24 protein-coding genes and 2 pseudogenes are annotated in these 26,111 nt (G+C 62.0%); 13 read left to right on the top strand and 13 right to left on the bottom strand.

What is annotated here, in order from left to right; genetic code table 11:
• Positions 1 to 3: 3 nt before the first annotated feature.
• On the bottom strand, positions 4 to 1,962 hold the full coding sequence (locus tag AAEQ75_RS18345) for an LTA synthase family protein (protein WP_125836421.1): 1,959 nt from the start codon (positions 1,960 to 1,962) through the stop codon (positions 4 to 6).
• Positions 1,963 to 2,065: 103 nt separating this feature from the next.
• Here AAEQ75_RS18345 and AAEQ75_RS18340 point away from each other — a divergent pair, with 103 nt between their 5' ends.
• The 5 genes from AAEQ75_RS18340 (at position 2,066) to AAEQ75_RS18320 (ending at position 5,867) form a co-directional block, all read left to right on the top strand.
• On the top strand, positions 2,066 to 2,749 hold the full coding sequence (locus tag AAEQ75_RS18340) for a response regulator transcription factor (protein ID WP_099523789.1): 684 nt from the start codon (positions 2,066 to 2,068) through the stop codon (positions 2,747 to 2,749).
• Positions 2,739 to 4,007, top strand: a complete 1,269-nt coding sequence (locus AAEQ75_RS18335) for a sensor histidine kinase (protein ID WP_125836422.1) — start codon at positions 2,739 to 2,741, stop codon at positions 4,005 to 4,007. Before AAEQ75_RS18340 ends, AAEQ75_RS18335 begins: the two co-directional genes overlap by 11 nt.
• An 81-nt stretch (positions 4,008 to 4,088) precedes the next feature.
• Positions 4,089 to 4,778 carry a class I SAM-dependent methyltransferase gene (locus AAEQ75_RS18330; RefSeq protein ID WP_125836423.1) on the top strand — a complete coding sequence of 230 codons (690 nt, stop codon included), beginning with the start codon at positions 4,089 to 4,091 and terminating at the stop codon, positions 4,776 to 4,778.
• Between the two features lies 1 nt (position 4,779).
• Positions 4,780 to 5,484, top strand: coding sequence for a lipopolysaccharide kinase InaA family protein (locus tag AAEQ75_RS18325; RefSeq protein WP_099523783.1), 705 nt, complete (start codon positions 4,780 to 4,782; stop codon positions 5,482 to 5,484).
• Complete coding sequence (locus AAEQ75_RS18320; RefSeq protein ID WP_125836424.1) at positions 5,481 to 5,867, top strand: diacylglycerol kinase; 387 nt, start codon at positions 5,481 to 5,483, stop codon at positions 5,865 to 5,867. Before AAEQ75_RS18325 ends, AAEQ75_RS18320 begins: the two co-directional genes overlap by 4 nt.
• Here the strand turns inward: AAEQ75_RS18320 and AAEQ75_RS18315 are convergent, their stop codons facing one another.
• Together AAEQ75_RS18315 and AAEQ75_RS18310 are read right to left on the bottom strand one after the other, a co-directional pair.
• Entirely contained in the window at positions 5,868 to 6,332 is a 465-nt protein-coding gene (locus AAEQ75_RS18315) for a DUF3859 domain-containing protein (protein ID WP_125836425.1), read from the bottom strand.
• A 66-nt stretch (positions 6,333 to 6,398) separates the two neighbouring features.
• Entirely contained in the window at positions 6,399 to 7,409 is a 1,011-nt protein-coding gene (locus tag AAEQ75_RS18310; protein WP_125836454.1) for an amidohydrolase family protein, read from the bottom strand.
• 740 nt (positions 7,410 to 8,149) lie between these two features.
• Here AAEQ75_RS18310 and AAEQ75_RS22050 point away from each other — a divergent pair.
• The 7 genes and pseudogenes from AAEQ75_RS22050 to AAEQ75_RS18280 form a co-directional block, all read left to right on the top strand.
• A pseudogene (locus AAEQ75_RS22050) lies at positions 8,150 to 8,491 on the top strand (methyl-accepting chemotaxis protein); the annotation flags it as partial.
• 423 nt (positions 8,492 to 8,914) lie between these two features.
• Positions 8,915 to 9,055, top strand: coding sequence for a PDC sensor domain-containing protein (locus AAEQ75_RS22045; protein WP_372237982.1), 141 nt, complete (start codon positions 8,915 to 8,917; stop codon positions 9,053 to 9,055).
• A 179-nt stretch (positions 9,056 to 9,234) separates the two neighbouring features.
• The gene (locus tag AAEQ75_RS18300; RefSeq protein ID WP_125836427.1) at positions 9,235 to 9,597 is read left to right on the top strand and encodes an OsmC family protein; all 363 of its coding nucleotides are present in this window, start codon (positions 9,235 to 9,237) and stop codon (positions 9,595 to 9,597) included.
• The gene (locus tag AAEQ75_RS18295) at positions 9,594 to 10,454 is read left to right on the top strand and encodes a pirin family protein (RefSeq protein ID WP_125836428.1); all 861 of its coding nucleotides are present in this window, start codon (positions 9,594 to 9,596) and stop codon (positions 10,452 to 10,454) included. Before AAEQ75_RS18300 ends, AAEQ75_RS18295 begins: the two co-directional genes overlap by 4 nt.
• Positions 10,455 to 10,819: 365 nt before the next feature.
• On the top strand, positions 10,820 to 11,368 hold the full coding sequence (locus AAEQ75_RS18290; protein ID WP_343350030.1) for a sigma-70 family RNA polymerase sigma factor: 549 nt from the start codon (positions 10,820 to 10,822) through the stop codon (positions 11,366 to 11,368).
• Positions 11,365 to 12,078 (top strand): anti-sigma factor, encoded by a 714-nt coding sequence (locus tag AAEQ75_RS18285; RefSeq protein ID WP_343350029.1) that lies wholly within the window; start codon positions 11,365 to 11,367, stop codon positions 12,076 to 12,078. The genes AAEQ75_RS18290 and AAEQ75_RS18285 overlap by 4 nt, the downstream gene beginning before the upstream one ends.
• Before the next feature lie 184 nt (positions 12,079 to 12,262).
• A complete protein-coding gene (locus tag AAEQ75_RS18280) occupies positions 12,263 to 13,042 on the top strand; it encodes a DUF4394 domain-containing protein (RefSeq protein WP_343350028.1) in 780 nt (259 codons plus the stop codon).
• 61 nt (positions 13,043 to 13,103) lie between these two features.
• Here AAEQ75_RS18280 and AAEQ75_RS18275 read toward each other — a convergent pair whose 3' ends face one another.
• From AAEQ75_RS18275 to AAEQ75_RS18245, 7 genes are all read right to left on the bottom strand, one after another.
• Complete coding sequence (locus AAEQ75_RS18275) at positions 13,104 to 13,892, bottom strand: dienelactone hydrolase family protein (RefSeq protein ID WP_017677161.1); 789 nt, start codon at positions 13,890 to 13,892, stop codon at positions 13,104 to 13,106.
• Between the two features lie 107 nt (positions 13,893 to 13,999).
• Positions 14,000 to 14,992 (bottom strand): two-component system response regulator, encoded by a 993-nt coding sequence (locus tag AAEQ75_RS18270; protein WP_279922242.1) that lies wholly within the window; start codon positions 14,990 to 14,992, stop codon positions 14,000 to 14,002.
• Positions 14,989 to 18,630, bottom strand: coding sequence for a PAS domain S-box protein (locus AAEQ75_RS18265; protein ID WP_279922241.1), 3,642 nt, complete (start codon positions 18,628 to 18,630; stop codon positions 14,989 to 14,991). Before AAEQ75_RS18265 ends, AAEQ75_RS18270 begins: the two co-directional genes overlap by 4 nt.
• A 187-nt stretch (positions 18,631 to 18,817) precedes the next feature.
• A complete protein-coding gene (gene htpG, locus AAEQ75_RS18260; RefSeq protein ID WP_343350027.1) occupies positions 18,818 to 20,716 on the bottom strand; it encodes a molecular chaperone HtpG in 1,899 nt (632 codons plus the stop codon).
• Positions 20,717 to 20,800: 84 nt separating this feature from the next.
• A complete protein-coding gene (locus tag AAEQ75_RS18255; RefSeq protein WP_343350026.1) occupies positions 20,801 to 22,048 on the bottom strand; it encodes an MFS transporter in 1,248 nt (415 codons plus the stop codon).
• Positions 22,049 to 22,117: 69 nt separating this feature from the next.
• On the bottom strand, positions 22,118 to 22,564 hold the full coding sequence (locus tag AAEQ75_RS18250) for a PaaI family thioesterase (RefSeq protein ID WP_099523753.1): 447 nt from the start codon (positions 22,562 to 22,564) through the stop codon (positions 22,118 to 22,120).
• Positions 22,561 to 23,040 carry a PaaI family thioesterase gene (locus AAEQ75_RS18245; RefSeq protein ID WP_106732132.1) on the bottom strand — a complete coding sequence of 160 codons (480 nt, stop codon included), beginning with the start codon at positions 23,038 to 23,040 and terminating at the stop codon, positions 22,561 to 22,563. The genes AAEQ75_RS18250 and AAEQ75_RS18245 overlap by 4 nt, the downstream gene beginning before the upstream one ends.
• 174 nt (positions 23,041 to 23,214) lie before the next feature.
• Here AAEQ75_RS18245 and AAEQ75_RS18240 point away from each other — a divergent pair, with 174 nt between their 5' ends.
• Positions 23,215 to 23,511: a hypothetical protein gene (locus tag AAEQ75_RS18240; RefSeq protein WP_343350025.1), complete on the top strand. Its 297-nt coding sequence runs from the start codon at positions 23,215 to 23,217 to the stop codon at positions 23,509 to 23,511.
• Positions 23,512 to 23,552: 41 nt separating this feature from the next.
• Here AAEQ75_RS18240 and AAEQ75_RS18235 read toward each other — a convergent pair whose 3' ends face one another.
• The 3 genes and pseudogenes from AAEQ75_RS18235 to brnQ all read right to left on the bottom strand — a co-directional run bounded on the left by AAEQ75_RS18235 (position 23,553) and on the right by brnQ (position 26,051).
• The gene (locus AAEQ75_RS18235) at positions 23,553 to 23,948 is read right to left on the bottom strand and encodes an MAPEG family protein (protein ID WP_106732130.1); all 396 of its coding nucleotides are present in this window, start codon (positions 23,946 to 23,948) and stop codon (positions 23,553 to 23,555) included.
• Positions 23,945 to 24,679, bottom strand: a complete 735-nt coding sequence (locus AAEQ75_RS18230; protein WP_099523748.1) for a DUF599 domain-containing protein — start codon at positions 24,677 to 24,679, stop codon at positions 23,945 to 23,947. Before AAEQ75_RS18230 ends, AAEQ75_RS18235 begins: the two co-directional genes overlap by 4 nt.
• Positions 24,680 to 24,784: 105 nt before the next feature.
• Positions 24,785 to 26,051 (bottom strand): annotated as a pseudogene (gene brnQ, locus AAEQ75_RS18225) (branched-chain amino acid transport system II carrier protein).
• Between the last annotated feature and the right edge of the window lie 60 nt (positions 26,052 to 26,111).

The raw sequence follows: 26,111 nt of genomic DNA, 5'->3' as shown, positions 1-26,111 counted from the left end.
TCCTTAGCGCTGGCTGAGCTGCTGGCTCGCTTGATCATCGGGCTGCCAGGCGATCAGTCGCTTGCCGAAGGCATGACTGGCGCCTTGGTAGTACGCGATGTCGCGACGCAGTAACGGATCGCTGCCATCCACCCGCCATTCATGGCTCAGGCCCAAGGCATCGTCGTGGAGGCGCATGCCCTGCCGTGGGCTGAGAATCGCCAGGTTCTGCCCGTCGAACAGGCCCAGATGCTGGTAATTGCCGAGCAGCGCTCGACCGGGTGCATGGTCGGCGCGCAGCAGGTTGCGGCCGAAGAAGGTGGAGACGTAGTCCAGGTTGAGCAGCCCGAGCAGTGTCGGCGCCACGTCGATCTGGCTGGCCACGTCGGCGTACTCGGCAGGCTCGATGTGTTTTGGCGAGTAGACGAACAGCGGGATATGGTAGTTGGCTACGGGCAGGTCCTCCTGCCCGGCACTGCCTGCCGTGTGGTCAGCGACGAAGACGAACAGCGTGTTGTCGAACCAGGGCTTGCTACGCGCTTCGGCGAGGAACTGACCGATGGCGTAGTCGGTGTATTTCACCGCCCCTTCACGCCCGTCACCGGAGGCAATGTCGATGCGCCCGTCCGGATAGGTGTAGGGCCGGTGGTTGGAGGTGGTCATCAGTTGCAGGAAAAACGGTTTGCCGGCCGCATGGTCGCTATCGGCCACCTTCAGCGCCTGATGGTAAAGGTCCTCGTCGGCCATGCCCCAGGCGTTCTGGAAGCTCATCTCGGCCTCGTCGACGCTGCTCTGATCGACGATGCGGTAGCCGTTACCGCCGAAGAAGGCGTTCATGTTGTCGAAGTAGCCGCGACCGCCATAGACGAAGACGCTGTCGTAACCCTGCGCGCCAAGCTGCTGGCCGAGGCTGGCATAGCCGGATTCGCGGCCGATGCGTTTGACGATGGAGCGCCCCGGTGTCGGCGGCACCGACAGGGTGAGCGCCTCCAGCCCACGGTCAGTACGCGTCCCCGTGGCGTAGAAATTAGTGAAGGTCAGGCTGTGCTTGCGCAGCTCGTCGAGATTCGGGGTCAGACCACGCTTGTCACCAAAACTGCCCAGGTACTTGGCGCTGAGGCTTTCGATGGTGACCAGCACCACATTGAGCTTGCGCGGCTGCCCGGGGTTGTCGATCACCCGGCGAATGTCCTGCGGATCGCTACCAATGAAGCGGGCGTTGGGCTCGGCCACCTCTGCGCGCAGTTGCTCGGCCACCGCGGCATCAGGCAGGGTGGCGTAGAACTGCTGGTAATCCAGCTCGTTGTTACGAAACGCGGCGAAGAACTGGTACGGGCCGTTGCTTGCGAGCTCGCGCTGGTAGGTGTTGCCGCCCAGCCCACGCGGTGCGTCCTGCCCCACCAGGCCGCTGCACAAGCCCGCCAGCAGCGCCAGCATCAGTAGTGCGTAGGCCGCCTGCAGCCGGGGCAGACGCGGCGCCTGCAAGGCTGCGCGCAGTGGCCGCCGTAGCGCCAGGGTCAGGCCGATGGCCAGTGCCGCGAGCAGCGCCAGCAAGGGATAGATCGGGTAGGACTCTAGGATGTTGTCCACCACCTCCTTGGAATAGACGAGGTAGTCCACGGCGATGAAGTTGAAGCGCACGCCGAACTCGTCCCAGAACAGCCATTCGGCCACCGCAGTAAAGAACATCGCGAACAGGCTGATGGCCACCAGGGCGACCAGCAGGCGCTGATGCCAACGACGCTGCCATAACCAGGCCGGGCACAGCAGCAGGTAAAGCGCTAGCGGTACGGCGGCGTAGACCAAAAAGCTCAGGTCGTAGACCAGCCCCACCCCATACAACCCGAGCAGCGCCGGCAAGGTCACGCCGGCATCGCTCAGGTGGCTGAGCAGCAGCGCGCTACGGGTGAGGAAGAAAACCGCCAGCCAGGCCAGCAGAATGATCGACAGATAACGAAGTTGCGCGTATTGAAGCCGAGGCATCGTATGATCCTTGCAGGATGAACGTGCCGCAGTCTGCTAGGCGAGCCGTGAGCCTCTCGTCAAAGCCGTGTGAAAAAATCGTCAAACCCAGGAATTACTCGCGATGCGCATTCTGGTCATCGAAGACAACCGAGACATCCTCGCCAACGTGCTCGACTACCTGCAGCTCAAGGGCTTTTCCGTCGACTGCGCGCAGGACGGCCTCAGCGGTCTGCACCTGGCCAGCAGCGGTCATTACGATCTGATCGTGCTGGACATCATGCTGCCCGGCATCGACGGTTATCAGGTATGCAAGCGCCTGCGCGAGGACGGGCGCAGCGAGGTGCCGATCCTCATGCTGACCGCGCGCGATGCCCTGGATGATCGCCTGCAGGGGCTCAATGCCGGTGCCGATGACTACCTGATAAAGCCCTTCGCGCTGTCTGAGCTGGTGGCGCGCATCGAGGCGATCCTGCGCCGCAGCCGTGGCAGCCGCAAACGCCAGCTGCAAGTCGCCGACCTCAGCTACGACCTCGACACCCTGCATGTCAGCCGCGCCGGCCAGCCGCTCAAGCTCAACCCGCTGGGCCTCAAACTGCTGGCCATCCTCATGCAGCGCAGCCCAGCGGTAGTGCGCCGCGAGGCGCTGGAAGAATCGCTGTGGGGCGACGACTGCCCGGACAGCGACAGCCTGCGCAGCCACATCCACCAACTGCGCCAAGTGCTCGACAAGCCCTTCCCCACGCCCTTACTCCACACCATCCATGGCGTCGGCTATCGCCTGGCGGAGAGCGCAGATGCCGTCTAAACAGCCTTTCGAACGGCGGATTCTGATCGCCTTCGTATTGATGACGGCCATGGTCAGCGGTCTATTCTCGCTAAGCATCGTCGGCGTGGTGCACTTCATCGAAGAGCACCTGGTTTCCCAGGAAATGAGCCGCGAGCTGGGCGAAACGCTCAACGAAGACATTCGTCAGGGTCGCCCCCCGCGCCTGGACAGCAGCACGCAGTTCTTCTCCTCCTACCACGATCAATACCTGATTCCCGAGCAGTACACCGGCCTGCAGGAAGGCTTCAACGAAGTGGTCAGCGGCGACGAGGCGTTCTACGTCTACGTGCAGAGAATCAACGGCGAAACCTACATGCTGGTGCAGGAACAGCAGGAGTTCGAAGCCCGCGAGAATGCCCTGTTCAACGTGGTGCTGGCCGGTTTCCTGCTGACGGTGGTGGCCGCCTGGGGCCTGGGGCTGATGATGGCGCGCAAGGTCATGGCGCCAATCAGCCGTCTGGCCCAGCAGGTGCGCCATCGCGACCAGTTGCACCCGCTGGCGCCGCCCTTGGCACCGGATTACCCCGATGATGAGATCGGCCAGTTGGCCGCTGCCTTCGACAGCACCCTGGGCCAGGTGCGTCAGTCCCTGGAGCGCGAGCGGTTGTTCACCAGCGATGTCAGCCACGAACTGCGTACACCGCTGATGGTTATCGCCACCTCCTGCGAGCTGCTCGCCGAGGCGCCCCTGGGGCCGCGCGAGAAGGACCAGGTGGCGCGCATCGCTCGCGCCAGCGAGGAAATGCGCGAGCTGGTGCAGACCTTCCTGCAACTGGCGCGGGACAAGAGCAACGAGGCAGCCTTCGGCGGCGACCGTACGCTCGCCAGCATCGCCCATGAGCAAGCAAGCCGCTGGGGCGCCTTGATGAAGGAGAAGGGTCTGGACTTCCAATTGATCGTGGAAGGTCAGGACGACGGCCGTTACAACGCCACCTTTCTCGGCACGGTGATGGCCAACCTGCTGCGCAATGCCCTGCACTACACCGAGAGCGGCGGTGTGCGTCTGACCCTCGAACAGGGCGCCTTCCGTATCGAAGACAGCGGTGCCGGCATTCCTGCCGAACAGCACGAGCGCATCTTCCAGACCTTCGTTCGCGGTTCCCAGGCACGTGGCGAAGGGTTAGGCCTGGGACTGTCGCTGGTCAAACGCATCTGCGCCAAACAGGGCTGGCAGGTCAGCCTGCAGAGCGAACCGGGTCATACACGCTTCCGGGTGACACTGAACAACGGCGCTTGACGAAATTTTCACGCCCCTTTGACATGAACTTGATGCCTGGTTCTTTAGGGTAACGAACGTATCCATCAAGGGACGTTCCTCATGCCCAAGCCTAGCCCCATCGAGCTGGATTTTTCCCGCAAGTACGATTTCGATCACGCTCAGCAATACCTGCACAAGCACCAGGACGGCCTTTCCCGGCGCCTGTCGCACTGGCGCGACGTGCAGGTAGCGCGCCGTGCATTGCAGATGGCCGATGAGCCGAACCTGGTACTCGACCTGCCCTGCGGTGCCGGACGCTTCTGGCCGATGCTCTGCGAGCAGCCGAACCGAGTGATCTTCGCCGCCGACAACTCTGCCGACATGATCGCCACCGCGCGCGCGGCGCAGGCACCTGAGGTGGTGGCGCGGGTCAACAGCTTTCGCACCTCCGCCTTCGATATCGACCTGGGCGCCAACGCGGTGGACTGCATCTTCTGCATCCGCCTGCTGCATCACATCGAATCGGCCGAACACCGCCTGGCCATTCTCCGCGAGTTTCATCGCGTCAGCCGCGATACGGTGATCGTCTCGCTGTGGGTCGACGGCAACTACAAAGCCTGGAAACGCCGCCGTCTGGAGGCCAGCAGAATGGCTCAAGGTCGCGCGGCGGAAAACCAGAATCGCTTCGTCGTCGCTCGGAGCACGATAGAACGTGAATTCCACCAGGCCGGCTTCAGCATTCTCGGCCACCTTGACTTCCTGCCCGGCTATGCTATGTGGCGCACCTACGTCCTGCGCAAGGAGGCCTGAGATGGGCATTCTCAGCGAACAGGCACTAGCCGCCCTACCCTCGACCGAATTCGACCGCTGGTGGCACAGCCCCGGCGAATGGGTCGAACCCGCCAATCAACGCCGCGGCGGCGAAAGTGGCGTGTGCCTGCTACAACACTGGGACACAAACCGACCGCGACTGTATTGCAAGCGCCAGAGCGGGCATCTCTACCGCTCACTACGTCATCCGTTGGGACGACCGACCATCCTGCGCGAGCTGCAGGCCTACCGAGCCCTCGCCCGCCTCGGCATCCGTACACCGAATATCGTCTACTGCTCGGCGCGCAAACAAAGTGGACAGTGGCAGGCGCTGCTGGTCACAGAAGCCTTGCCAGGTTTCATCAGCCTGGAACAGTGGTACGAAGAGGCCCATGCCCCCAAGCTCAACCAGGCCATGCTGCAACGCCTGGCGGTCACCCTGGCGCGCCTGCACCTGGGTGGATGGCAGCATGGCTGCTGCTACGCCAAGCATCTGTTCGTCAAAGTGCGCAGCGATGGGGAGGTGGACATTGCCCTGCTGGATCTGGAGAAAAGCCGCCGGCATTGGCGTATTGCCAGCGCTTCGCGGCGTGATCTCGGCCAATTGCAACGCCACGGCGGCAGCATGCCCGAAGCTGACATGCTCTACCTGCGCCAGGCTTACCAGCGAGCCTTGAACGATCCATGGGGTGGGCTGCAGCCATGAACGACGGCTCCGATCTTGATGCCCTGTCATTCAAGGGCCGCCGCGGCCTGACGCGCATCTTCGACGCCACCGGTTATTCGCTCGCTGGGCTGCGCGCTGCCTACCAGGGTGAAGCCGCGTTCCGTCAGCTGGTGTGGTTGAACCTGGTGCTGATACCGCTGGCCTGCCTGGTCGATGTCAGCCGCGCGGAGCGGGCGCTGCTGGTGCTGGTGCCTTTGCTGGCGCTGGTGGTGGAGCTGCTCAATTCCGCCATCGAGGCAGTGGTCGACCGTATCTCGCTGAACCTGCACCCGCTGTCCAAACAGGCCAAGGACATGGGCAGCGCAGCTCAAATGGTCGCGCTGCTGATGATCGCCCTGACCTGGGCGATCATCCTGCTTTGATCAACGCACCATGAAGCGCTGTTCAGCCAGCTTGCGATCGCCCTGATAGACGATGAAATGCCATTCGCCGGGTACCACTTCGTGGTGTTCGGTGAACTCGAAGGCCATCACGTCCTGCGGTGCACCAACCACCAGTTTCTGCTGCACTTCGAACTTGTCATGACGCTGACCATCCGCGGTGACCACACCAGGCGTGAGGTACAGCAATGTCAGCGGGGTATCGCCCTCGCGCTTGCCGGCCAGGCTGTAGCGCATGCCGAACTTGGTGCCGAGCTTGGCGGGGATTTGCTCGGTGCGCTCGATATCCTGATTGCTGCGGGTCAGCACCCGCTCGCCGGGCTGAAAGTCCTGATACTGGCTGCTGAAGATGCCGTATTCCACCGGTCCTTCGACGCGGACATCAGCCTGGCTCAGCCCGGCCCAGGCGACTAGTCCGGCCATCATGGCCATTCGGGTGTAATGCATGGTGCGCTCCTCGTTGAGATGAGCGCGAGCCTATGACGCCCGAATGACAGCCTGATGACAGATAGGCTAGCGATCCAGCTCGGCCTGCACCTTGCGCGGAAGAATGGAAAGGAAGTTGTCGCGCGCCACCTTGTGCGCCACGTCCTCGGGCAAGGCATCGAGGAAGGGATCGAAGCCCTTCATGTACTCGCCCAGGTTGCCGAAGCGGCCGACTACGTCCGAACCCAGCATGAAGCGCTCCGGGTAACTGCTGACCAGGTGCACCCACTTCGCGTCCGGTTTACCGTTTTCGTCCAACAGGTAGGGACGCAGCATAGTCCAGGACAGATCGATATACAGGTTGGGGTATTGGCCGAGCATGCGCTCGACCGTGTCCAGGAGGAAGTCGAGTTTCTCCTGATGACGATGAATCTCGGCACTGGTGCCGGCATGCGCCCAGATGAAACGCACATGCGGATGGTTGCGCAGCGGCGCCTCGATCTCTTCCAGGAACAGCGGCTCACGTTCACGCTTGGAGGTGATGTTCGAATGCAGCATCACCGGCAAGTCATATTCGGCAGCCAGGTGGAACACCCGCGCCAGCGCCTCGTTGTTGGCGCGCGGCGCACTGCCATGGATCAGCGCGGTGAGGTCGTCGTGACGGGTGAATACCTCGCCGATGCCCTGCCACAAACCTGGGTCCAGCTCAAGCATACGGCGGATATGCGCATCGGCATTCTTGTCGTTGGGGTTGAAGCCGGAAAGAAACGGATGGAAGCGTTTGCGTTGCTCGGCCGGCAAGCGCTTGTAAGCGGCGGCAATGAATACGTCGGTGGCACTGTACCAATAGGCATTGGCGTCATCACCGGCGTAGTAGCGTGGACGCTTGGGCTCGTCCTCGTCCCACTTCTTGGCCACCGGAATGCCGGAGAACATCACATGATCGACGTTGTTCTCCGCCATTTTTTCCAGCAACTCATCCATGCCGGCGCTTTCCTGGAAGAAGTCGACATAGTGCAGATGGGCATCGCTGTAGCGATATTCGCGGGCCTGGGCGCTGCAGGCAATCACGGCGCTGAGCGCAAGTATCCATGGCATCGTTCGAGATGTGAGCAAGGCGAGTCCTCCTGACGGTACGAGCAGCATAGACCGCCGGTCCGCTACGCAAGTTCTACGAAGGCTTACTGGTCTTGCGCACGCAAATGCACTCATCTGGAGCTCGGACATGAAACACGCACCAAATCAGAACATTATTAGCTAACTAACAGCCTGGGACGGGCGTGGATGTGTCAGTCGATGATGGCACCTCGCTTGCAGTGTCTGCACTCAGACCAGCCAGGGGAATCACCATGTTGCAGTTGCTGCGCAAGCCAGCCCGCAAGGCCAAGGACGAGGCCGCATTGGACGCTCTGTTCCAACAGCACGACCTCACAACTCGACTCCCGGAGGACTACCAGTGGATGGTGCGCCTGAACGATTTCAGCGCCAGCCTCCAGCAGCGTATTCGCGCCAGTCTCGGCGCTGCCGTCGGCATCGCCGCGCACGCGCCGCAACTGGCGCGCATCGCCGCGGCCAATCAACAAAGCGGACAGACCCTGGCGCAATCCTCGGAACTGATCGCCAGCGCCAGCGAGCAGGTCACCACTACCCTGGATGCCGAACTGGTGCCTGGTGCCGGCGAAGTCGCGCGCCTGTCCGCCGAGGTTTCCGCCACCCTCCATCAGTGCCAGGAAAGTGGCCAGGCGGTGCTGCGTCAGGTTGAAGTAATCGACGCCAGCGAGGCGCAACTGGCTCAGGTGATCCAGCAACTGGCCGGGCAACTCGATGAAGTGAGCAAGGTCATCGGCGTGATCGCCAGCATCTCCCAACAGACCAATCTGCTGGCCTTGAACGCCGCCATCGAAGCCGCTCGCGCCGGCGAGCATGGCCGCGGCTTTGCCGTGGTCGCTGAAGAAGTGCGGCGCCTAGCGGGCCACACCACCGATGCCACTGGCCAGGTCAGCGGCATCATCGAGCGTTTTCGCGAGGGCATGCAGCAGCTTGGCGATGCCGGTCAGCATATGAACCAGGCCGTGGCCGACGGCCGCACCGGCATCATTGCCGTCAGCGCTGGGCTGGACAGCACGCGCCAGGCCATGGATCGTCTCGACGCTCAGGTCGGCCAGATCGCCGCAGGCACCGAGCAGATAGGCCAGGCGGTGCGCTCAATCAATGGCGATGTGCAGAACATCGCCCAGGTCGCCGGAGAACTGCTCGGCAAGGCAGGCCAGGTGCTGCATCACAGCCAGGCGGTGCGCGAGGATGGTGATCGCCTGCTCGCCGGGCTCGGCGACTTCCGCCTGGAGATCCACGCAGCCGTACGCGCCAGCATCGAGCAACTGGCCACACGCCCCGAGTTGGCCGGCGATGTGGCAACAGCCGAACGCCTGCTTGTCGATACGCTGGCACGCGAAAGCCGTTTCGAGCTGTTCTATCTGGTAGATAGCCGCGGCGTGCAGATTTCCGAGAATATCTTCGCCGCAGATGTGGCGCACAGTGAGGGAGCCAGCTGTCGCGGCCGCGACTGGAGCCAGCGCCCCTGGTTCCGTGCCGTGGCCGAACGGATGGAGAGTCATATCACCCAGGTCTATCGCTCCTCGGCGACCGATGATTTCTGCTTCACCGTGTCGGTGCCTATCGTCGACAGCCAGGGGCGCCTGCTGCGAGTGCTGGGCGCCGATGTGCGCTTGTCGGCACTGGTGTGAACAGAGCTGCCTGAGCCAGGTCTGTTGACGCTTCGCCGCGACTGCGCCGGGAGCCCTTTCTCGCCGCAACGCGGCTTGCGCCGGAGCGCCAACAGCGCCTAGGCTGGCGGAAATTGCCGTCACGCCTACAAGGAAGCGCCATGATCCGCATTCACAACTGCAAGGGCCTGTAGCAGCAGATCGAAATCGGCTCGCACCAGCTCCTCGGCGATGTTTCGACCGAGCTCGGTGGTGAGAACGCCGGCCCCGATCCGCACGACCTGTTCGACGCCTCGCTCGGCACCTGCAAAGCCATGACCCTGCTGCTCTATGCACGCCAGCGCGGCCTGCCGCTGGAAGGCATCGACGTCAGCGTCGAACGTGACGACAGCGAAGAACGCCAAGGCAACTACCACCTGATCGTCGAGCTGTCGCTCAAGGGCCCACTGGACGATGCCCAGCGCCAGCAACTGCTGCGCGTCGCCGACAAGTGCCCGATCCACAAGCTGATGACCACTACAGACATCCAGGTCGAAACCCGCCTGGCGGGAGTCACGGCATGAGCGAACTGCAACTGATTCGCCCGCGCGCAGAAGACATCTCCGGGCAACCGATCCTGCGCCCCCTACCCTCGGCCCGCTTTCGCAGCATCGGTCCCTTCGTGTTCTTCGATCATATGCTCGAGCACGCCTACCCCGCTGGCAGCGGCATGAATATCGCCCAGCACCCGCATATCGGTCTGTCCACCCTCACTTACCTGTTCGAAGGTCAGTTGCAGCACAAGGACAGCCTGGGCTCGGATCAGGTGGTGGGCCCTGGCGATGTCAGCTGGATGACCGCAGGGCGCGCCGTCGCCCATGTCGAGCGTACGCCGCCTGCACAACTAGGTCAGGACAAACGAGCGCATGGCCTGCAGGTCTGGCTGGCGCTGCCAGAGGCCGACGAGCAGTGCGAGCCGAGCTATAGCCATCACCCGGCCGAGTCGCTGCCGCGCAGCGATGCCATGGGCGTACAGATCACCTTGATCGCCGGCAACGGCTTCTGCCTCGAATCGCCAGTGCCGGTTCGTTCACCGACCCTGTATGCCGAGCTGCGCCTGACCGCCGGTGCCAATCTGCTGATACCCGCCGAGCACAGCGAACGCGCGCTGTACCTGATCGACGGCGAAGCGGAACTCGATGGCGAAGCGCTGCCCAGACACACCATGGCCGTGATCCCGGCTGGTGAAACACCCGTCCTCAGTGCCTGCGGCGAATGCCACCTGGCACTGATCGGCGGCGAGCCCATTGGCCCACGACGGATTAACTGGAACTTCGTCGCCACCACCCCGGAGCTGATCGACCAGGCGCGCCAACGCTGGGCCGCTGGCGACTGGCCGCAGGTGCCAGGCGAAACCACGCGCATCGAGCTGCCGCGCTAACTCCATCCCGTGCAGGCGCACAACGGCGCCTATCACCGCAAAGGACTGCCCTCTTGCCTATGTATCGCACCCTCGCGTGCCTGCTGCTTTTGTCTACGCAGGCCCTGGCCGATCTACCCCATTTCGAACCTGAGCGAAGTCCTCGATCAACAGGGAAACTGGCTGCTGATTCGTTACGCCTCGCGCAAGGGACCATTGGAGCGCTGGGTATCACTCGACGAGGCCTACGGCCAAACTCGGCCATGACGCCTCTCCCTATGAATATGCTGTAACGCCTTCGCAGTTTTTTGTTACCTGTGCGTGATCCAGAAGCGCAGTTGCCGGGTATAAGCTGCATGCGGATTTCTCAGGCCAACGGATGACCCATGGCAGATCGCAACTTCGATTACGAAAGCACCCTGGAAGCCTGCGCACGCGGCGACGAACGTGCCTTCCAGACGCTCTACCGGCAAGAGGCCGGGCAATTGCTCGGCCTGGCCATCAGCATGCTGGGCCGCCGTGATATTGCCGAGGACTGTCTGCACGACGCTTTCGTGCGTATCTGGCAGCACGCCGCGCGCTATAGGCGCGAACTGGGCAGCGGTCGCGCCTGGGTGCACAGCATCCTGCGCTACCGCGTGCTGAATGCGTTGCGCAGTGGCAACCGGCATGCCGAAGTGGACGATGACTTCATCGAACGTGTGCTAGACGACAGCCCGCAGGCCGAAGCACAAGCGCTGGAGCAATCCGAGCAGCGCCTGCTGCGTCGCTGTTTGCAGCGCCTGGAAAGGCCGCGCCGCCATCCGATCCTGCTGGCCTTCTACCGCGGCCTGACCCACGAGCAGATCGCCAGCCGCCTGAGCACACCGCTGGGCACCATCAAAGGCCGTATCCGCGCCGGCCTGCGCGCGCTGCAGGAGTGTCTGCAAGCATGATTCCGCACGAACCCGAAGAACGCCGTGCCCTGATTGGCGAGTACCTGCTCGGTCTGCTCGACGAGCAGGACGCCGCCGAGGTTCAGCAGTTGCTTGAATCGGATGAAAGTGCTGCCCGTATGGCCCTGGAATGGGAACGGCACTTTCTCGACCTGAGCGACCAGCTACCGGCACATGCGCCCTCCCCGGCACTCTGGACACGTATTCGGCAGAGTCTGGGCCTGCACGTTGAGCCACATCCGAGCCCGCTGGCCAACTGGTGGAACAGCCTGCTGACCTGGCGCCTGACTGCCGCCGCGCTGGCCATGGCGCTGCTGGTCGCCGTGCTGATGCCGCTGCTGCGCACCCCGGACATCGCCGGCGAACGCTATACCGTGGTGCTGCAGCAGCCAGGCGAAGCGGCCAAACCCGGTTGGGTGATCCAGGTCAGCAGCGATGGCACGCTCTCGCTCGATCCGCTGGTCGCCGATCAGGTCCCCGAAGGTCGCGACTTGCAATTCTGGACGCTGATCGATCCGGCCGACGGCCCACGCTCGCTGGGCCTGGTCGAGGCTGGCCAGCCGCTGCGCCTGCCTGCCGAACAGATCGGTGCGGTGCAGGCGGGGCAACTCTTCGAGCTGACCCTCGAACCTGAAGGCGGCTCGCCCTACAACCGCCCCAGCGGCCCGGTGCTGTATATCGGTCGCGCCGTGCTGGCCAACGCCAACTGAGTGGGTTGCCGGCCACATGGCCGGCAATCTTTCCACCCCCGATTACCCTGCGGAAAAAATATTTTCCTCCGCCGACATCCAACTCCGTTCCTCGCGGGTATAGCTCACAGGTGTTTCGTCGAGGCACCTGCGAAGCCGGCCAGCCGGCTTCGTCTCGATGCTGAAACCTTTATGAGGAACAACCATGAAACGCATCACTACCCTTTGCACCGCCAGCCTGCTGACCCTGAGCGCAGGTGCCGCCAGCGCCACCGAACTGCTCGCACTAAGCGCCGATGGCAAGCTGTTCAAGGTCGATGTCGCCAGCCTCAAGGTCACCGCCAGCATGGCGGTCAGTGGCGCCAGCGACCTGCGCGGCCTGGATGTGCGTCCGGCCAGCGGTCAGCTCTACGCCCTCAGCGGTACCGATCAGCTCTACACCCTGGACGCCACAAGCGGTAAAGCAACTGCAGGTAGCAAGCTGCAAACTGCGCTGTCCGGCAGCGGCCAGGCGGTGGTCGATTTCAACCCGGTGGCCGACCGCCTGCGCCTGCTCGGCCCGGACGGCACCAGCCTGCGGGTAAACGTCGATACCGGTGAAGTGGCCGTAGACGGCAAAGTCGCCTACGCCACCGACGGCCCCTACGCCGGCAAGCAGCCCAAGGTGGTCGCCGGTGCCTACACCAATGCCTATGCCGGTACGCAGAGCACGGCGCTGTACAACATCGACCTGGCCAGCAGCAGCCTGATGCTGCAGAACCCACCAAACGATGGCGTGCAGCAACTGGTCGGCAAGGTCGCCGATGGCCTCAAGGCAGCTGCACTGGATATCGCCAGCGACGGCAAGGGTGGCAACACCGCCTACGTATTGACCGGCAAGACCCTGCACCAGCTGGATCTGACCAGCGGCAAGCCCACCACCCTGGGCGACGTCGCCGATCTGCCGGACGGCATCATCGACATCGCCGTGCTGCCCGCGAAGTAAGATGAAAAAAGGCTGCGCCCATCGGGCGCAGCCTTTCGTTCAACGCATCGCAAACCTGGCGTCACTGCTCGGCGAATACCTCATCGAACAGATCGTTCATCGCCTTGAATGCTCGCGCGGCGACCACCGGATGGTATTCGTTGCGACCCGGCACGTTGGCCTTGGGGTTGGTGAACGAGTGCACGGCACCGCCATAGCTCACCAATTGCCAATCAGTCTTGGCCGCCTTCATCTCGGCGATGAAGCCGTCGACCTGCGCCTGCGGTACGGCGGGATCATCAGCCCCATGCAGTACCAATACCGGCGCCTTGATGTTCTGGGCATCGGCCGGATTGGGCGTATCCAGATTGCCGTGGAAGGATACGAAGCCTTTCAGCGGCGCCCCAGAGCGCGCGAGTTCCAGCACCGTGCCGCCACCGAAGCAGAAGCCGATGGCACCCAGCTTGCTCAGATCCAGTGCCACCTCGCCGTTCTGCGCCTTGAGTACCTCGACTGCAGCCTGCGCACGCTTACGCATCAGCGGGCGATCTGCACGTACGGCAGTGGCCGCGGCCCCTGCTTCTTCGGCATTGCTGGGACGAATGGATTTACCGTACATGTCGGCGACGAACACCACGTATTTGTCGCCTGCCGCGCGGGCGGCCTTGGCCACGGTGTCTTCATTCACCCCCATCCAGTTGGGAACGGCGAGCAGCCCAGGGCGCGGCGTGGTGACCGAATCGTCGTAAACCAGCACGCCTTCGAAGGCTTCGCCATCGATTTCGTACGCAACTGTCTTGGTCACGACCGCCGCATCGGCAAGACCGGCGAATGCGGCGCACAACAGGGGAACCAGTGTCTTCTTCTGCATGATGAGACCTGCCCTTGGCAATGGTAGGCCCCTAACAATAGCCTCACCTTCGACAATGACCAAGTCGAGAGGAGGCGGGTTTTAGACAGGAGATTTCAAGCGGCAGGTTATTCGGCCCAGCGTTCCTTGATCTGCAGAATCTCGGGCAAACAAGCGATGAACAGCTCGACCAGACGGGGATCGAAGTGGCGCCCACTCTGTTCACGCAGGAAACCGACTGCATCGTCCACGGACCAGGCCTGTTTGTAGGGGCGCACGCTGGTCAGCGCGTCGAACACATCGGCAATGGCGACGATGCGGCCCTCCAGGGGAATGTCCTCGCCACTCAGACCGTTGGGGTAGCCGCTGCCATCCCACTTCTCATGGTGCGACAGGGCAATGCGTTGCGCTGTGCGCAGCAGCCCCGAGCTGTGCTCGCCGATTATCCGCGCACCGATCTCCACGTGCTGGCGCATCACCTGCCACTCCTGCTCGTCGAGCTTGCCCGGCTTGCGTAGCACGGCATCGGGTATGCCAATCTTGCCGACATCATGCATGGGTGCCGCATTGAGCAACTCCTCGGCAGCGCTCTCGCTGAAGCCGGCGGCCAACGCCAGCACCTTGGAGAAATGGCTCATGCGGATAACGTGCAGGCCGGTCTCGTTGTCCTTGTATTCAGCCGCCATGCCCAGGCGCTGGACGATCTGCAAGCGAGTCTGTTTCAGCTCATCGACCCGCACCAGTGACAGGTGGGTACGCACACGTGCACGCACGATCGGCGGGCTCACCGGCTTGGTGATGTAATCCACCGCGCCGACCTCGAAGCCCCGCGCTTCATCGTCGACATCGCCCAGGGCGGTAACGAAGATCACCGGAATCGTATTTAGTAACGGATTGGCCTTGAGCTGTTCGCACACCTCATAGCCAGTCATGCCCGGCATCATCACGTCGAGCAGAATCAGGTCGGGCCGCTCACGCTCGACCATTTCCAGGGCGCGCGGCCCTTCCTTGGCGAACAGCAGGCGATAGTCCTCCTGCAGGATATGGCGCAGCACCTGCAGGTTAGTGGGTTCGTCGTCGACCAACAGTAATAGCGGGCGAGTATCGGCAGCCAGGGTCATGATGCAGTCGCGTCCTCATCTTGCAGTCGCAGCAACAGTCGATCGAGCACCTGCAGGGCCTGATCGAAATCAAAGTCATCCAGCGCCTGGCGTATGTCGTTCAGGGCCGCGCTGTGGGCCGTACTCTCGGTGGTCTGCGCCATGGCTGCAAGGACTTCATCGTCCAGACCGCCCCGCTGCAGCGCCTTTCGCAGCTGACTTGCCTGTTCACGCAGCGAGCGTGCGTCAACAGCCGAACTTTCGCTCGTAGACGCCGTATCCGGCACCTGCGGCACTACGTCCTTGACCGTCAGAAGGGCCTGCTCAAGCTCCGCAATCAATGCGGGCAACCCCTGCTCGTCCTGTGCCTGAAACGCCCGCTCGATCGACTGCCCCAAAGTGGCAAGGCTGCTCATGGCCAAGTTTGCGGCGGCACCATGTAGGCGATGCGCAAGCGCCTCGCCCTCTTGCCAGTCGCGTGCCGCCAGCAGTCGACTGAGGCGCACCGCCAGATCATGCTGTTCGCCAATGAACGTATTGATCGCCTGAGCCATACGCAGCGGCCCGCCCCACAGGCTGCTGCCGCGAACCCAGTCGAACAGGCCGTCGTCGGCGACACGAGTGGCACTGACCACCGCGCTGGGCACATCGGTCAGCCCGAGCAGGCGTGCAATTTCCCAGAGCAGTGCGTTGAGATCCAAAGGCTTCGAGGCGAAACCATTCATCCCCGAGTCCAACGCAGCCTGACGGTCCTGATCAAGTACGCTGGCGGTCAGAGCGATGATCGGAATCGGCTCTCGCGCCTCGGCGGCTTCCAGCTGGCGGATCCGCCGTGACGCTTCCAGGCCGTCAACACCCGGCATCTGCACATCCATCAGGATCAGATCGAAACGCTGCTGGGTGAACGCCTGTAGTGCGCCTTCACCATCGGCGACGCAGTGTACGCGATGGCCGAAATGCTCCAGGGTCAGTTGCAACAATTCGAGGTTCTGCGGCACGTCATCGGCAGCAAGAATATTCAGCTGCCCCAGTTCAGGCAGCACGGCGCGTTGCTGCGACGCCAAGCGCTTGCCGGCGCGCAGCGGCAATTCGATGCTGAAGCAACTGCCTTGCCCTTCGGTACTTTCGACCCGCAACCGCCCCCCCATCAACTCGACCAATTGCCGAGAGATGGTGGTACCGAGGCCGGTACCACCGAAACGTCGACTCATCGACGCATCGGCCTGGGCGAACGGCTCGAAGATCTTCTCCAGGCGGTCGGCTGCGATACCAATGCCGGTGTCTTTCACCGCCAGACGCATCGCCCCTGGCTCCCCCGTCACCTTCAGACGAACCTCGCCGTGCAGGGTGAACTTGACCGCATTGCCCAGCAGATTGGTCAGAATCTGCTGCAAACGCAGTGGGTCGCCGCAGAAAAAATCGGTAGTCGTAGCCGGATAATCCAGATGCAGTTGCAAGCCTTTACTTTCGGCCGTCAGGCGCTGCGTTGCGAGCACCTGCTCACACAGTTCGCGCAGGGAGAAATCCAGTTGCTCCAGCTCGATGGCGCCACGGTCGAGCTTGGCCGTGTCGAGGATGTCATTGAGCAAACCCAGCAGCGAACGCGAGGAATGCTGCACGGTGCTCAGGTGACGACGCTGCTCGCTGGAAAGGGGCGTTTCCAGCAGCAGGTCGGTAAAGCCAATGATGGCATTCATCGGCGTACGAATTTCATGACTCATGTTGGCCAGGAAGCTGCTGCGCGCGGCAGCGGCGGCCTCGGCGCGATCACGGGCAGCCCGCAGATCCTGTTCCATGACGCGGCGCGGGGTCAGGTCGGTTGCCAACTTGACGACCTTGAACGGCTTGCCGTCGGTGTCGAGGATTGGGTTGTAGCTGGCCTGAATCCAGACATCCCGTCCGCCCTTACCAAAGCGGTGGTATTCGCCTGCACGAAAATGACCTGCGCGCAGATCCATCCAACCCTGGCGATAGGCATCGCTTGCTACCAGCTCAGGAGCGCAGAACATACCGTGATGGCGCCCTACCACTTCCTCCTTGCCATACCCAAACAACGCCAACGCATTGTCATTGATCTCGAGGATATTGCCGTCGAGGTCGAACTCGATCAGTGCCATCGCCTTGCTGATCGCGGTGACCTTGCCCTCGTACTCGGCATTGCGCCGCTTGGTTTCGGTCTGGTCGAGCAATACACCATCGATCCAGCGCGGCACGCCATTCTCGTCGCAAACCGCGCTACCGCTCTCCCAGATCCAGTGTTCGGTTCCGCTACGATCAAAGAGACGATATTCGACGGTATAGTTGCGCCCTTGCTCAATGGCCTGAACGACCTCGTCAGCGACCCGCTGGTAGTCGTCCGGGTGATACATATCGGCAATCGAACAGCGGCGACTGATGAAGTCGTCCGCGCTCCACCCTGTGAGGGTCTGTACCGCATCGCTGATAAATATCATGGTCCAGTCCCGGTCCAGCATGCAGCGAAACGACACACCAGGAATGTTGCTGATCAACGAGCGGTACTGCTGCTCGCTGTCACGCAGGGCTCTCTCCATGGCCTGTCTTTCGCTGATGTCGGCGACGAATACCACGAACAGCGGCCGGCTGCCTGAATGGGTAACGCCAACGCTGATGCGCACAGGTTTTTCTTCACCCTCTCGAGTCAGGCACACCAGCTCCTGCTCGCCCGCCGGCATCGTCAGGCGTCCGGTTCTGAGGTAGCTCTCCAGTAGTGCCTCCACCTGTTCGACATGGCTGGCAGGCATCAGCGAGCGCATGTGCATGCCCACCAGCTCGTGCGGTGACCAGCCGAATAGGCGCGAAACCGCACGATTGGCCGAGCGCACAGTGCCGGTGTGATCAACGGTGACGATGGCATCCAGCGCGGTATCGAAGATCGAGCGCAGATGCTGTTCGCTGGCCTTGAGCTGGAGGCTCATGCGGCGATAGCGCAGCAGCGTGTTGGCCGCCACCACGAAGACCGTCAGAGTGACGGTCAGCAGCGTGATGGCAATGGCGATATAACCACTGTCGACCACTGCCATCGGCACCTCGGACTCCGGCGTGCCGACAAAACGCGCCGCGGCCATGCCGGTGTAGTGCATGCCACTGATCGCCAGCCCCATCACCAGGGCGCTGAGCAGAAGCGCCCAGAGCGTCGGCAAACGCCCCTGCAGACCGAAGCGTACCCACAACGCCAGAATGGCCAGGGCAACGGCGACAACGATGGACAGGGCGAACATCCAGGGGTCATAGCGCAGCAGAGGCGCCATCTGCATCGCCGCCATACCGCTGTAGTGCATGGCACCTATACCGGCCCCGACCAGCACACCCCCAACACAGAGTTGCAGCAGGCTCAAGTCGCGCCGCGCCAGCAGAGTAAGTGCGACCCACGAAGCAGCCAGGCTCGGCAGCATCGATAACAGCGTGATGCCCAGATCGAATCGCACTGCCGCACACAGTTCGAAGGCGAGCATGCCGAGAAAATGCATGGACCAGATGCCGCCGCCGAGGGCGAGCGAGCCGGTGAAAATGGTGATCTGCCGGGCGACCGGATGCGAATTGACGCGCGCTTCGCCGGCCAGCTGCAGCGCCATGCCGGCGGCGAATACGGCAATGGCCAGCGACAACAATACCAGAGAAGTGTCATAGCTACTGAGCACAAGGACACTTGGGTCCGCGCCCATCAAGAAGAACAACTCGAAAATCGACATACCACCCCAAGGCACTGCAGAACGCCAGCCAATTGCCAGCATCTGAAACGACGGGGTCGCGCTTGTCAATTAAAGCCGATCAATCGCGCCCATAGAAAAGCCCGCCGAAGCGGGCTTGTTCTACAGCTTGGCCAACTCAGGCAGAAAGTTCCACCAACAGCTTGTTCAGACGCTGCACGTAAGCGGCAGGGTCTTTCAGGCTGTCGCCAGCGGCCAATGCGGCCTGGTCGAAGAGGATGTGCGACAGATCAGTGAAGCGATCCTCGTCCGGCTCAGCATCCAAGCGCTCGATCAGCGGGTGCGCAGGGTTGAACTCGAAGATCGGCTTGGCATCCGGCACTTTCTGCCCGCTGGCTTCGAGGATCTGGCGCATCTGCAGGCCGAGATCCTGCTCACCGATGGCAAGAATAGCCGGCGAGTCGGTCAGGCGATGAGACACGCGTACCTCGGCGACCTGCTCACCCAGCGCCCCCTTGAGACGCTCGATCAGTTCCTCCTTGGCCTTGGCGACTTCTTCCTGGGCCTTCTTATCCTCTTCCGAGTCCAGCTCACCCAGATCCAGATCGCCACGGGCCACGTCGACGAACTGCTTGCCGTCGAACTCGGTCAGGTAGCTCATCAGCCACTCGTCGATACGGTCAGTGAGCAGCAGCACTTCGATGCCTTTCTTGCGGAAGACCTCCAGGTGCGGGCTGTTCTTGATCTGTGCGTAGCTTTCGCCAGTGAGGAAGTAGATCTTGTCCTGACCTTCCTTGACGCGGCCCAGGTAGTCAGCCAAGGAAACTGACTGCTCGTCACCTTCACCAGCAGTGGAGGCGAAACGCAGCAGGCCGGCGATCTTCTCCTTGTTGGCGAAGTCTTCCGCCGGACCTTCCTTGAGTACCTGACCGAAGGCCTTCCAGAAGGTCTTGTAGTCGTCCGGATTGTCCTTGGCGAGTTTCTCCAGCATGTCCAGCACGCGCTTGGTCAGCGCCGACTTCATCGAGTCGATGACCGGACCGGACTGCAGAATTTCGCGGGAAACGTTCAGCGACAGGTCGTTGGAATCGACCACGCCCTTGATGAAGCGCAGGTACAGGGGCAGGAACTGGTCGGCCTGATCCATGATGAATACGCGCTGCACGTAGAGCTTGAGGCCCTTGGGCGCTTCGCGGTGGTACAGATCGAACGGTGCGCGAGCCGGCACATAGAGCAGCGAGGTGTACTCCAGCTTGCCTTCTACCTTGTTGTGGCTCCAGCTCAGCGGGTTCTCGAAATCGTGGCCAACGTGCTTGTAGAACTCTTGATATTCCTCGTCCTTGACCTCGGTACGTGGACGGGTCCACAGGGCGCTGGCACGGTTGACGGTTTCCCACTCCACTTCCGCGGGTTTGTCTTCACCGTGGTGCTCCTTCGGCAGCTCGATGGGCAGCGCGATATGGTCGGAGTACTTCTTGACGATGTTGCGCAGGCGCCAACCATCGGCGAACTCTTCCTCACCGCTCTTGAGGTGCAGAACGATACGCGTACCGCGCTCGGCCTTGTCGATGGTGGCAACCTCGAACTCACCCTCGCCTTTGCTCGACCAGTGCACGCCTTCGCTGGCCGGAGTACCGGCGCGGCGGCTGAACACCTCGACCTGATCGGCGACGATGAATGCCGAGTAGAAGCCCACACCGAACTGGCCGATCAGGTGCGAATCCTTCTTCTGGTCACCAGAGAGGTTCTTCAGGAAGTCTGCCGTGCCGGATTTGGCGATGGTACCCAGGTGCGCGATGACTTCCTCGCGGTTCATGCCGATACCGTTGTCTTCGAGGGTAACGGTCTTGGCATCCTTGTCGAAGGACAGACGGATCTTCAGATCGGCGCCACCTTCGAGCAGTTCGGGCTTGGCCAGCGCCTCGAAACGCAGCTTGTCAGCGGCGTCGGAAGCGTTGGAAATCAACTCGCGCAGGAAAATTTCCTTGTTCGAGTACAGGGAATGGATCATCAGATGAAGCAGCTGCTTCACCTCGGTCTGGAAGCCCAGGGTTTCTTTTTGAGTTTCCACACTCATGGTCTTCTAACTCCACATGCAGGACTATGCCGCGCGAGCGGCGGATGTCCTGCAGATGGGGGCAGCGCGATCAATTTCAAGGGCTTAGGGTTCCAGCAACTGCAAACGGCCGATTTCTTCCGGCTTGAAACTGAAACTGGCCTGCCCGCCGCCACTGCCCATCTGCTGAGTGAGGCGAATGCTGCCATCGGCGTCGACGCCGACGAAGCGCCCCTCGACCGTACCGCCACTGGCGCGACTCAGGCGCATGCTGAGGTTGCGATACTGTTCCGGATTGCGCTGCAGGCGCGCCAGACTGAAGCGTTGCCGGCGGTCGACCGGGCGACTCAGGCGCTCCTCGATCGAGGCCGCCTCGCGCTGCGGCGTAGCCTGAGCGGTGGCAATTACAGGCAATGCCGGGAAGCGATCACCTTCCACGGCCCAGCCCTGCTCGGCACGCTTGTACAGGCGCACCGGCAGACGCTCGCTACGCCCGTCAATCTGCGCTTCGACCTGCAGCTCCAGGCTGTCACCCTCGAAGGTGAACACCGGCAGCTTCAGCTCGCTCACCTTGCGCGTGGCGAAGCGCCGCTGCAGATAGTCCTGCAGCACATGGGCAATGGTGTCACGGGAATCGAAACGCGCATCGACCTGGCCATCGACATAGCGCAGGCGATCACGGTACAGCTCGACCCGGCCACTGAGGCTGGTTTTGAAGCGCGGCGGCAAGACCAGATGGAAATCGCCGACCAGTCGGTTCGGCTCCTGCGGCTGCAGGTCCAGATGCAGGGTGTAGCCACGACTCAGACGACGCGCCTCGGGCAGATCTTGCTCCGGTAACAGCCAGCTCAGCTCTACCTCTGGCAGGCTACCGCTGTCCTGGGGCAGCACGTCGATACGTACAGGACCCTCGACTGGCTGCGGCAGGCGGATACTCAGTTCACGCAGGGCGAAGAAATCCAGGCCTTCGCGCAGCACCAACACGCCATCGATCAGCTCACCCTGCTGCGGGTGAAATGGTTGCCCGTTGAGCTCTCCGCGCAGATTGATGGCAAGCTCGGCCGGCGCCTGCGCTTCGGGCTTGAGCCAGTCCAGGCGGACGATCGCCGCCAGACGTTCGGCATCCTTACTGGCCAGCAACGTGAGACCTACCACGAGGGGAATTACACCAAGCCCGATCAGAGTGACCGCACTGCGCGCTCGCTGCCAGTGGCGCACGATGTAAATCAGGGTAATCGGCGGGATCAGGCTGCCCCAGCCCCACAACAGGCTGATGGCGAACGCCCGCATGACCAGCCATATCAGACCAGCCAGCATCAGCAGCAGGCCACCAATTATCAGCAACGCATCCATCTACAGGGTCCTTGTCATGATTTCGCTGCGCTGCCGATCCGTTCCAACTGCCGGGTAAGTCTCAAGCGCTCAGGGCTCATCGACCTTGAAGTGGGCACGGGCGGTGGCAATCGGTTCGGTCTGTTTGGTCTGCCAGGCGGTAATCGCCACGTTGGCCACCCGACGCCCCTGCCGCCAGACCTGGCACTGCGCATAGGTGTCACGATAATGGCCGGCGCGCAAGTAATCTATCGAGAAGTCGATGATTTTGGGCAAATGTGGAATGCCCATGAACATCAATAGATGAAGCATGGCCGCATGCTCCATGAAACCGGCGATTACGCCACCATGCAGCGCAGGTAGTACCGGGTTGCCGATGCAATCGCGATTGGCTGGCAGGCGAAAGACCATGTCGTCGCCCAGGCGCAGGCACTCGATACCCAGCAGTTTGGCGTAAGGGATCAGACTGATCAGCGGGTCGTAGTCGTTCTGCTGGTGCGCACGCGCCACCAGTTGTTCCAGGCTCAACTCGCTCACGCTCCACCGCCTTGCTGAATATTCTGTTTCAACTCAGCGCCACCCTGCGCGGCCTTGCCCATGCGCATGAAGGTGCCGACCACGTGGGCAATCGGTTGCTGCGGGTCGTCCTGATAGGCGTAGCCGCGGGTGAAGATGATGTTGGGGGTAACGCGATAACACTCGGCGAAACCGAACACATCCTTGCCGGGCTCGGCCGGGTGCATGTAGTCGATGCGCAGATCGAGCGTCGGGCAGATCTCGAACTCCGGCAGTACGCAGACCGTGGAGATACCACAGGTGGTGTCCATCAGCGTAGTGATGGCACCACCATGGATCACACCGGTGTCCGGATTGCCAACGATATGTGGTGTGTAGGGCAAGCACAGCGTCAGTCCCTTGCCGTCGGCCGACTCGACACGCATGCCCAGCACCTGACAATGACGCAACGCGGACAAAAACCGCTGTGCCCGCTCCTGAATCGACTGTTCGCTCATCACCCTGCCGCTCTGCTATGGCAAAAACAGCGAATGATAGCGCCTTGTGCCTGGACTCACACCAGTCCCTGTGCCGCTCTCATCGCCTTGGGAACTTATTGGCACTACCGACATTCAAAGTGACTGTGTGTTCTGGGGTCAACCCAGCCACCTATAACTCTCACACATGGAGTGATGACCGTGAACAAACCTCTGACTTATGCCCTGCTGCTTGCCACTGCCCTGGGTCTCGCCGCCTGCGAGAAAACCCCGGAAGACAAGATGGAGTCGGCCAAGGAGTCAGTCTCCGAAGCGATGGAGAACCTGGGCGATGCAGCCAAAGACACCGGCGAAGCCATCGAACAGAAAACCAATGAAGTCCTGGGTAACGAACCCACCACCGGCGAGAAAATTGAGGATGCGGCAAGCGATGCGGCCGACGCCATCGAGGATGCTGGCGACGAAGTCAAAGACGCTGTCGACGGTCAGTAACCTAAGCAAAAACCAAGAAGGCCCGCAATGCGGGCCTTCTTTCATTTCAGCGCCGGGCTGATCATCAGCAGCAGGCTACAGGCCAGGCCCACCACCCATACCAGGCTGCGCTGCCAGTGCAGATCCCACCAGTAGAACAGCATATACAGCACGCGACTGACGACAAAAGTGACGGCCAGAATATCGATCAAAAAGCCGTAAGTCTGCGTGGTATGCGCCATCAGCACACCAACCGCGAACAGCGGGAACGCCTCGATGCTATTCAAATGCGCGGCCAGAGCACGCGCGCCGAAACCCGTTAGCCGCGCCTGCTGGGCGCGCGGGTGATGGTTGTCATAGCGACCACCGCCCTCCTCGGCCATGGCCTTGGCCACCGGGGCCTTGGCGATGAAGATCAACAAGGCGCTGATGAAGACGCACCAGAACGGCAGGCTCATTCACTCTTCTCCTTGGCCACCTCAGCGGCCGGCGTTGGCGTATAGACCATCACTTCCAAGACATCGGAATGGAATTCTCGGCGATAAAGCACCACGACAACGCCGGCAGTCACCAGCATGAAGAACCATGGATTGATAAACCAGGACAGGGTTGCCATACCGAAATAATAGGCGCGCAAACCGAAGTTGAACTGGTTGGCCGCCATCGAAATCACCCGCGCCGTGCGCTCGGCGAAAGCCTTGCGCTCCTGCTCGGTGACATGCCGCTCGCCCAACATTGGCGCTGAACCCACCAACACCGCTGCGAAGTTGTACTGACGCATGCACCAACTGAAGGTGAAGAAGGCATAGACGAAGATGATGCCCAGGCACAGCAGTTTGATCTCGGATAGACCACGACTGGCTTGCTGCACGAAGGGAATGTCAGCCAGCAGCGACAAGGCACGGTCGGAAGCGCCCAGCACGGTGAGGATACCGGCCAGGATAATCAGCGTGCTGGAGGCGAAGAACGAGGCATTACGCTCGAGGTTACCGATCACGTTGGCGTCGGCAATGCGATTGTCGCGCAGCAGCATGCGGCGCATCCAGTCCTCACGGTACAGATGCAGCACACTGGCGAGGCAGGGAGTGGTTTGCGCTTTTGCCGAGGCATAGCGGGTGTAGCCGCCCCAGCACAGAACGAACCACAGCGCGGCCAGAAAATGAGGCAAATACGGGTAACTGTTGAGCATGCCAACTCCTTGTAAGACTGCGAAGGATTATAGCCAGGCTGCCTCTTTCCTTGTTCGACAAAAAAGGCCGCCTCGTGGGCAGCCTTATTTTCTTTCGAGCGTGCCTTACGCAGCAGTAGCGCTCTGACGCAGGCTCAGGATGCGATCCAGTGCCACCACCAGAACCAGCGTCACCGCCACCGGCAGCAGCCAGCCCAGGCTCTGGCCGGCCAAAGGCAACTGCCCGAACCACGCGGGGACCTTGTCCGCCCAGGGAGTCGCGGCAACACCGTCGGCAACGCCGAAGACCAGCGTAACGGCCATCACCGGCACGAAAACCAGCGACTGGGAGATCCACAGGCGGTTGGCCAGGCTCAGCGCAACCAGAACGATAGCCAGCGGATAAAGCCCCACCAGAACCGGAATCGAGAAACTGATCAGTTGAGTCAGGCCCTGATTGGCCACCACCAGACTGAACAGGCCGAAGACGATCACCACGCTACGGTAGGAAACCGGCAACAGCTTGCTGAAGAACTCACCACACGCAGTCAGCAGGCCAACCGCAGTGGTCAGGCAGGCCAGGGTGATAACCACTGCCAGCAGCAGGCTCCCGGTGGTACCGAAGGTGTGCTGCACGTAAGTGGTCAGCACCTGCACGCCGTTCTGCGCATCACCCGCGATGCCCTGGCTGGTAGCGCCGAGGTAGAACAGCGCCAGATAAACCAGCGACAAACCGGTGGCGGCGATGACGCCAGCGATCACCGAGTAACGTGTGACGAGGCCGGCGTCGTTAACACCACGGTCACGAATGGCGCTGGCGATCACGATGCCGAACACCAGTGCACCCAGGGTATCCATGGTCAGGTACCCCTGAAGGAAGCCCTGCACCAACGGCGCGTCACGGTAGCTTTCAGCTACAGCGCCAATCTTGCCAGCAGGCGCGAACAGCGCTGCACCGCCCAACACCAGCAGCGCAGCCAACAGGACCGGCGTGATGAATTTACCGATACGGTCGACCAGGATTGAGCGAGAGGAACAGCACAGCAGCGAAATACACCAGGGTATAGATAAGCAGTGGCGCACCGTCGTTGCCGGTGAACGGCGCGATACCCATCTCGAAGGACACCACGGCGGTGCGCGGCGTAGCGAACAGCGGGCCGATGGCCAGGTACACCGCTACCGCAAGGATTCCACCCGCCACTTTACCCAGTGGCGCGGTGAGCAGATCCATACCGCCGCCCACTCGGGCCAGGGCCACCACAGTCAACAGCGGCAGGCCGACACCGGTCAGTAGAAAACCGATGGCGGCAGGAAGCAGGTTCTCCCCCGCCGCCAGGCCGGCACTAGGCGGGAAGATGATATTGCCTGCGCCGAGAAACAACGCAAATGTCATGAAGCCGAGGGCCAGGAGGTCCGAGCCTTTCAAACGAGTCATAAAGGGAAATACCACAGA

It is taken from the genome of Pseudomonas sediminis, assembly GCF_039555755.1.
Taxonomy (GTDB): Bacteria; Pseudomonadota; Gammaproteobacteria; order Pseudomonadales; family Pseudomonadaceae; genus Aquipseudomonas; species Aquipseudomonas mendocina_D.
The sequence above is the reverse complement of the archived record's forward strand: the minus strand, read 5'-3'. Positions and strand labels throughout refer to the sequence as shown.

Coding starts and splice junctions, on each gene's coding strand:
- htpG (WP_343350027.1), bottom strand. CDS start 20,716: ATGAGTGTGGAAACTCAAAAAGAAACCCTGGGCTTCCAGACCGAGGTG.
- AAEQ75_RS18330 (WP_125836423.1), top strand. CDS start 4,089: ATGCCCAAGCCTAGCCCCATCGAGCTGGATTTTTCCCGCAAGTACGAT.
- AAEQ75_RS18240 (WP_343350025.1), top strand. CDS start 23,215: ATGACCGTGAACAAACCTCTGACTTATGCCCTGCTGCTTGCCACTGCC.
- AAEQ75_RS18245 (WP_106732132.1), bottom strand. CDS start 23,040: ATGAGCGAACAGTCGATTCAGGAGCGGGCACAGCGGTTTTTGTCCGCG.
- AAEQ75_RS22045 (WP_372237982.1), top strand. CDS start 8,915: ATGGAGAGTCATATCACCCAGGTCTATCGCTCCTCGGCGACCGATGAT.
- AAEQ75_RS18290 (WP_343350030.1), top strand. CDS start 10,820: ATGGCAGATCGCAACTTCGATTACGAAAGCACCCTGGAAGCCTGCGCA.
- AAEQ75_RS18285 (WP_343350029.1), top strand. CDS start 11,365: ATGATTCCGCACGAACCCGAAGAACGCCGTGCCCTGATTGGCGAGTAC.
- AAEQ75_RS18325 (WP_099523783.1), top strand. CDS start 4,780: ATGGGCATTCTCAGCGAACAGGCACTAGCCGCCCTACCCTCGACCGAA.
- AAEQ75_RS18230 (WP_099523748.1), bottom strand. CDS start 24,679: ATGCTCAACAGTTACCCGTATTTGCCTCATTTTCTGGCCGCGCTGTGG.
- AAEQ75_RS18340 (WP_099523789.1), top strand. CDS start 2,066: ATGCGCATTCTGGTCATCGAAGACAACCGAGACATCCTCGCCAACGTG.
- AAEQ75_RS18320 (WP_125836424.1), top strand. CDS start 5,481: ATGAACGACGGCTCCGATCTTGATGCCCTGTCATTCAAGGGCCGCCGC.
- AAEQ75_RS18335 (WP_125836422.1), top strand. CDS start 2,739: ATGCCGTCTAAACAGCCTTTCGAACGGCGGATTCTGATCGCCTTCGTA.
- AAEQ75_RS18235 (WP_106732130.1), bottom strand. CDS start 23,948: ATGAGCCTGCCGTTCTGGTGCGTCTTCATCAGCGCCTTGTTGATCTTC.
- AAEQ75_RS18315 (WP_125836425.1), bottom strand. CDS start 6,332: ATGCATTACACCCGAATGGCCATGATGGCCGGACTAGTCGCCTGGGCC.
- AAEQ75_RS18295 (WP_125836428.1), top strand. CDS start 9,594: ATGAGCGAACTGCAACTGATTCGCCCGCGCGCAGAAGACATCTCCGGG.
- AAEQ75_RS18310 (WP_125836454.1), bottom strand. CDS start 7,409: ATGCCATGGATACTTGCGCTCAGCGCCGTGATTGCCTGCAGCGCCCAG.
- AAEQ75_RS18280 (WP_343350028.1), top strand. CDS start 12,263: ATGAAACGCATCACTACCCTTTGCACCGCCAGCCTGCTGACCCTGAGC.
- AAEQ75_RS18270 (WP_279922242.1), bottom strand. CDS start 14,992: ATGACCCTGGCTGCCGATACTCGCCCGCTATTACTGTTGGTCGACGAC.
- AAEQ75_RS18275 (WP_017677161.1), bottom strand. CDS start 13,892: ATGCAGAAGAAGACACTGGTTCCCCTGTTGTGCGCCGCATTCGCCGGT.
- AAEQ75_RS18345 (WP_125836421.1), bottom strand. CDS start 1,962: ATGCCTCGGCTTCAATACGCGCAACTTCGTTATCTGTCGATCATTCTG.
- AAEQ75_RS18255 (WP_343350026.1), bottom strand. CDS start 22,048: ATGGATGCGTTGCTGATAATTGGTGGCCTGCTGCTGATGCTGGCTGGT.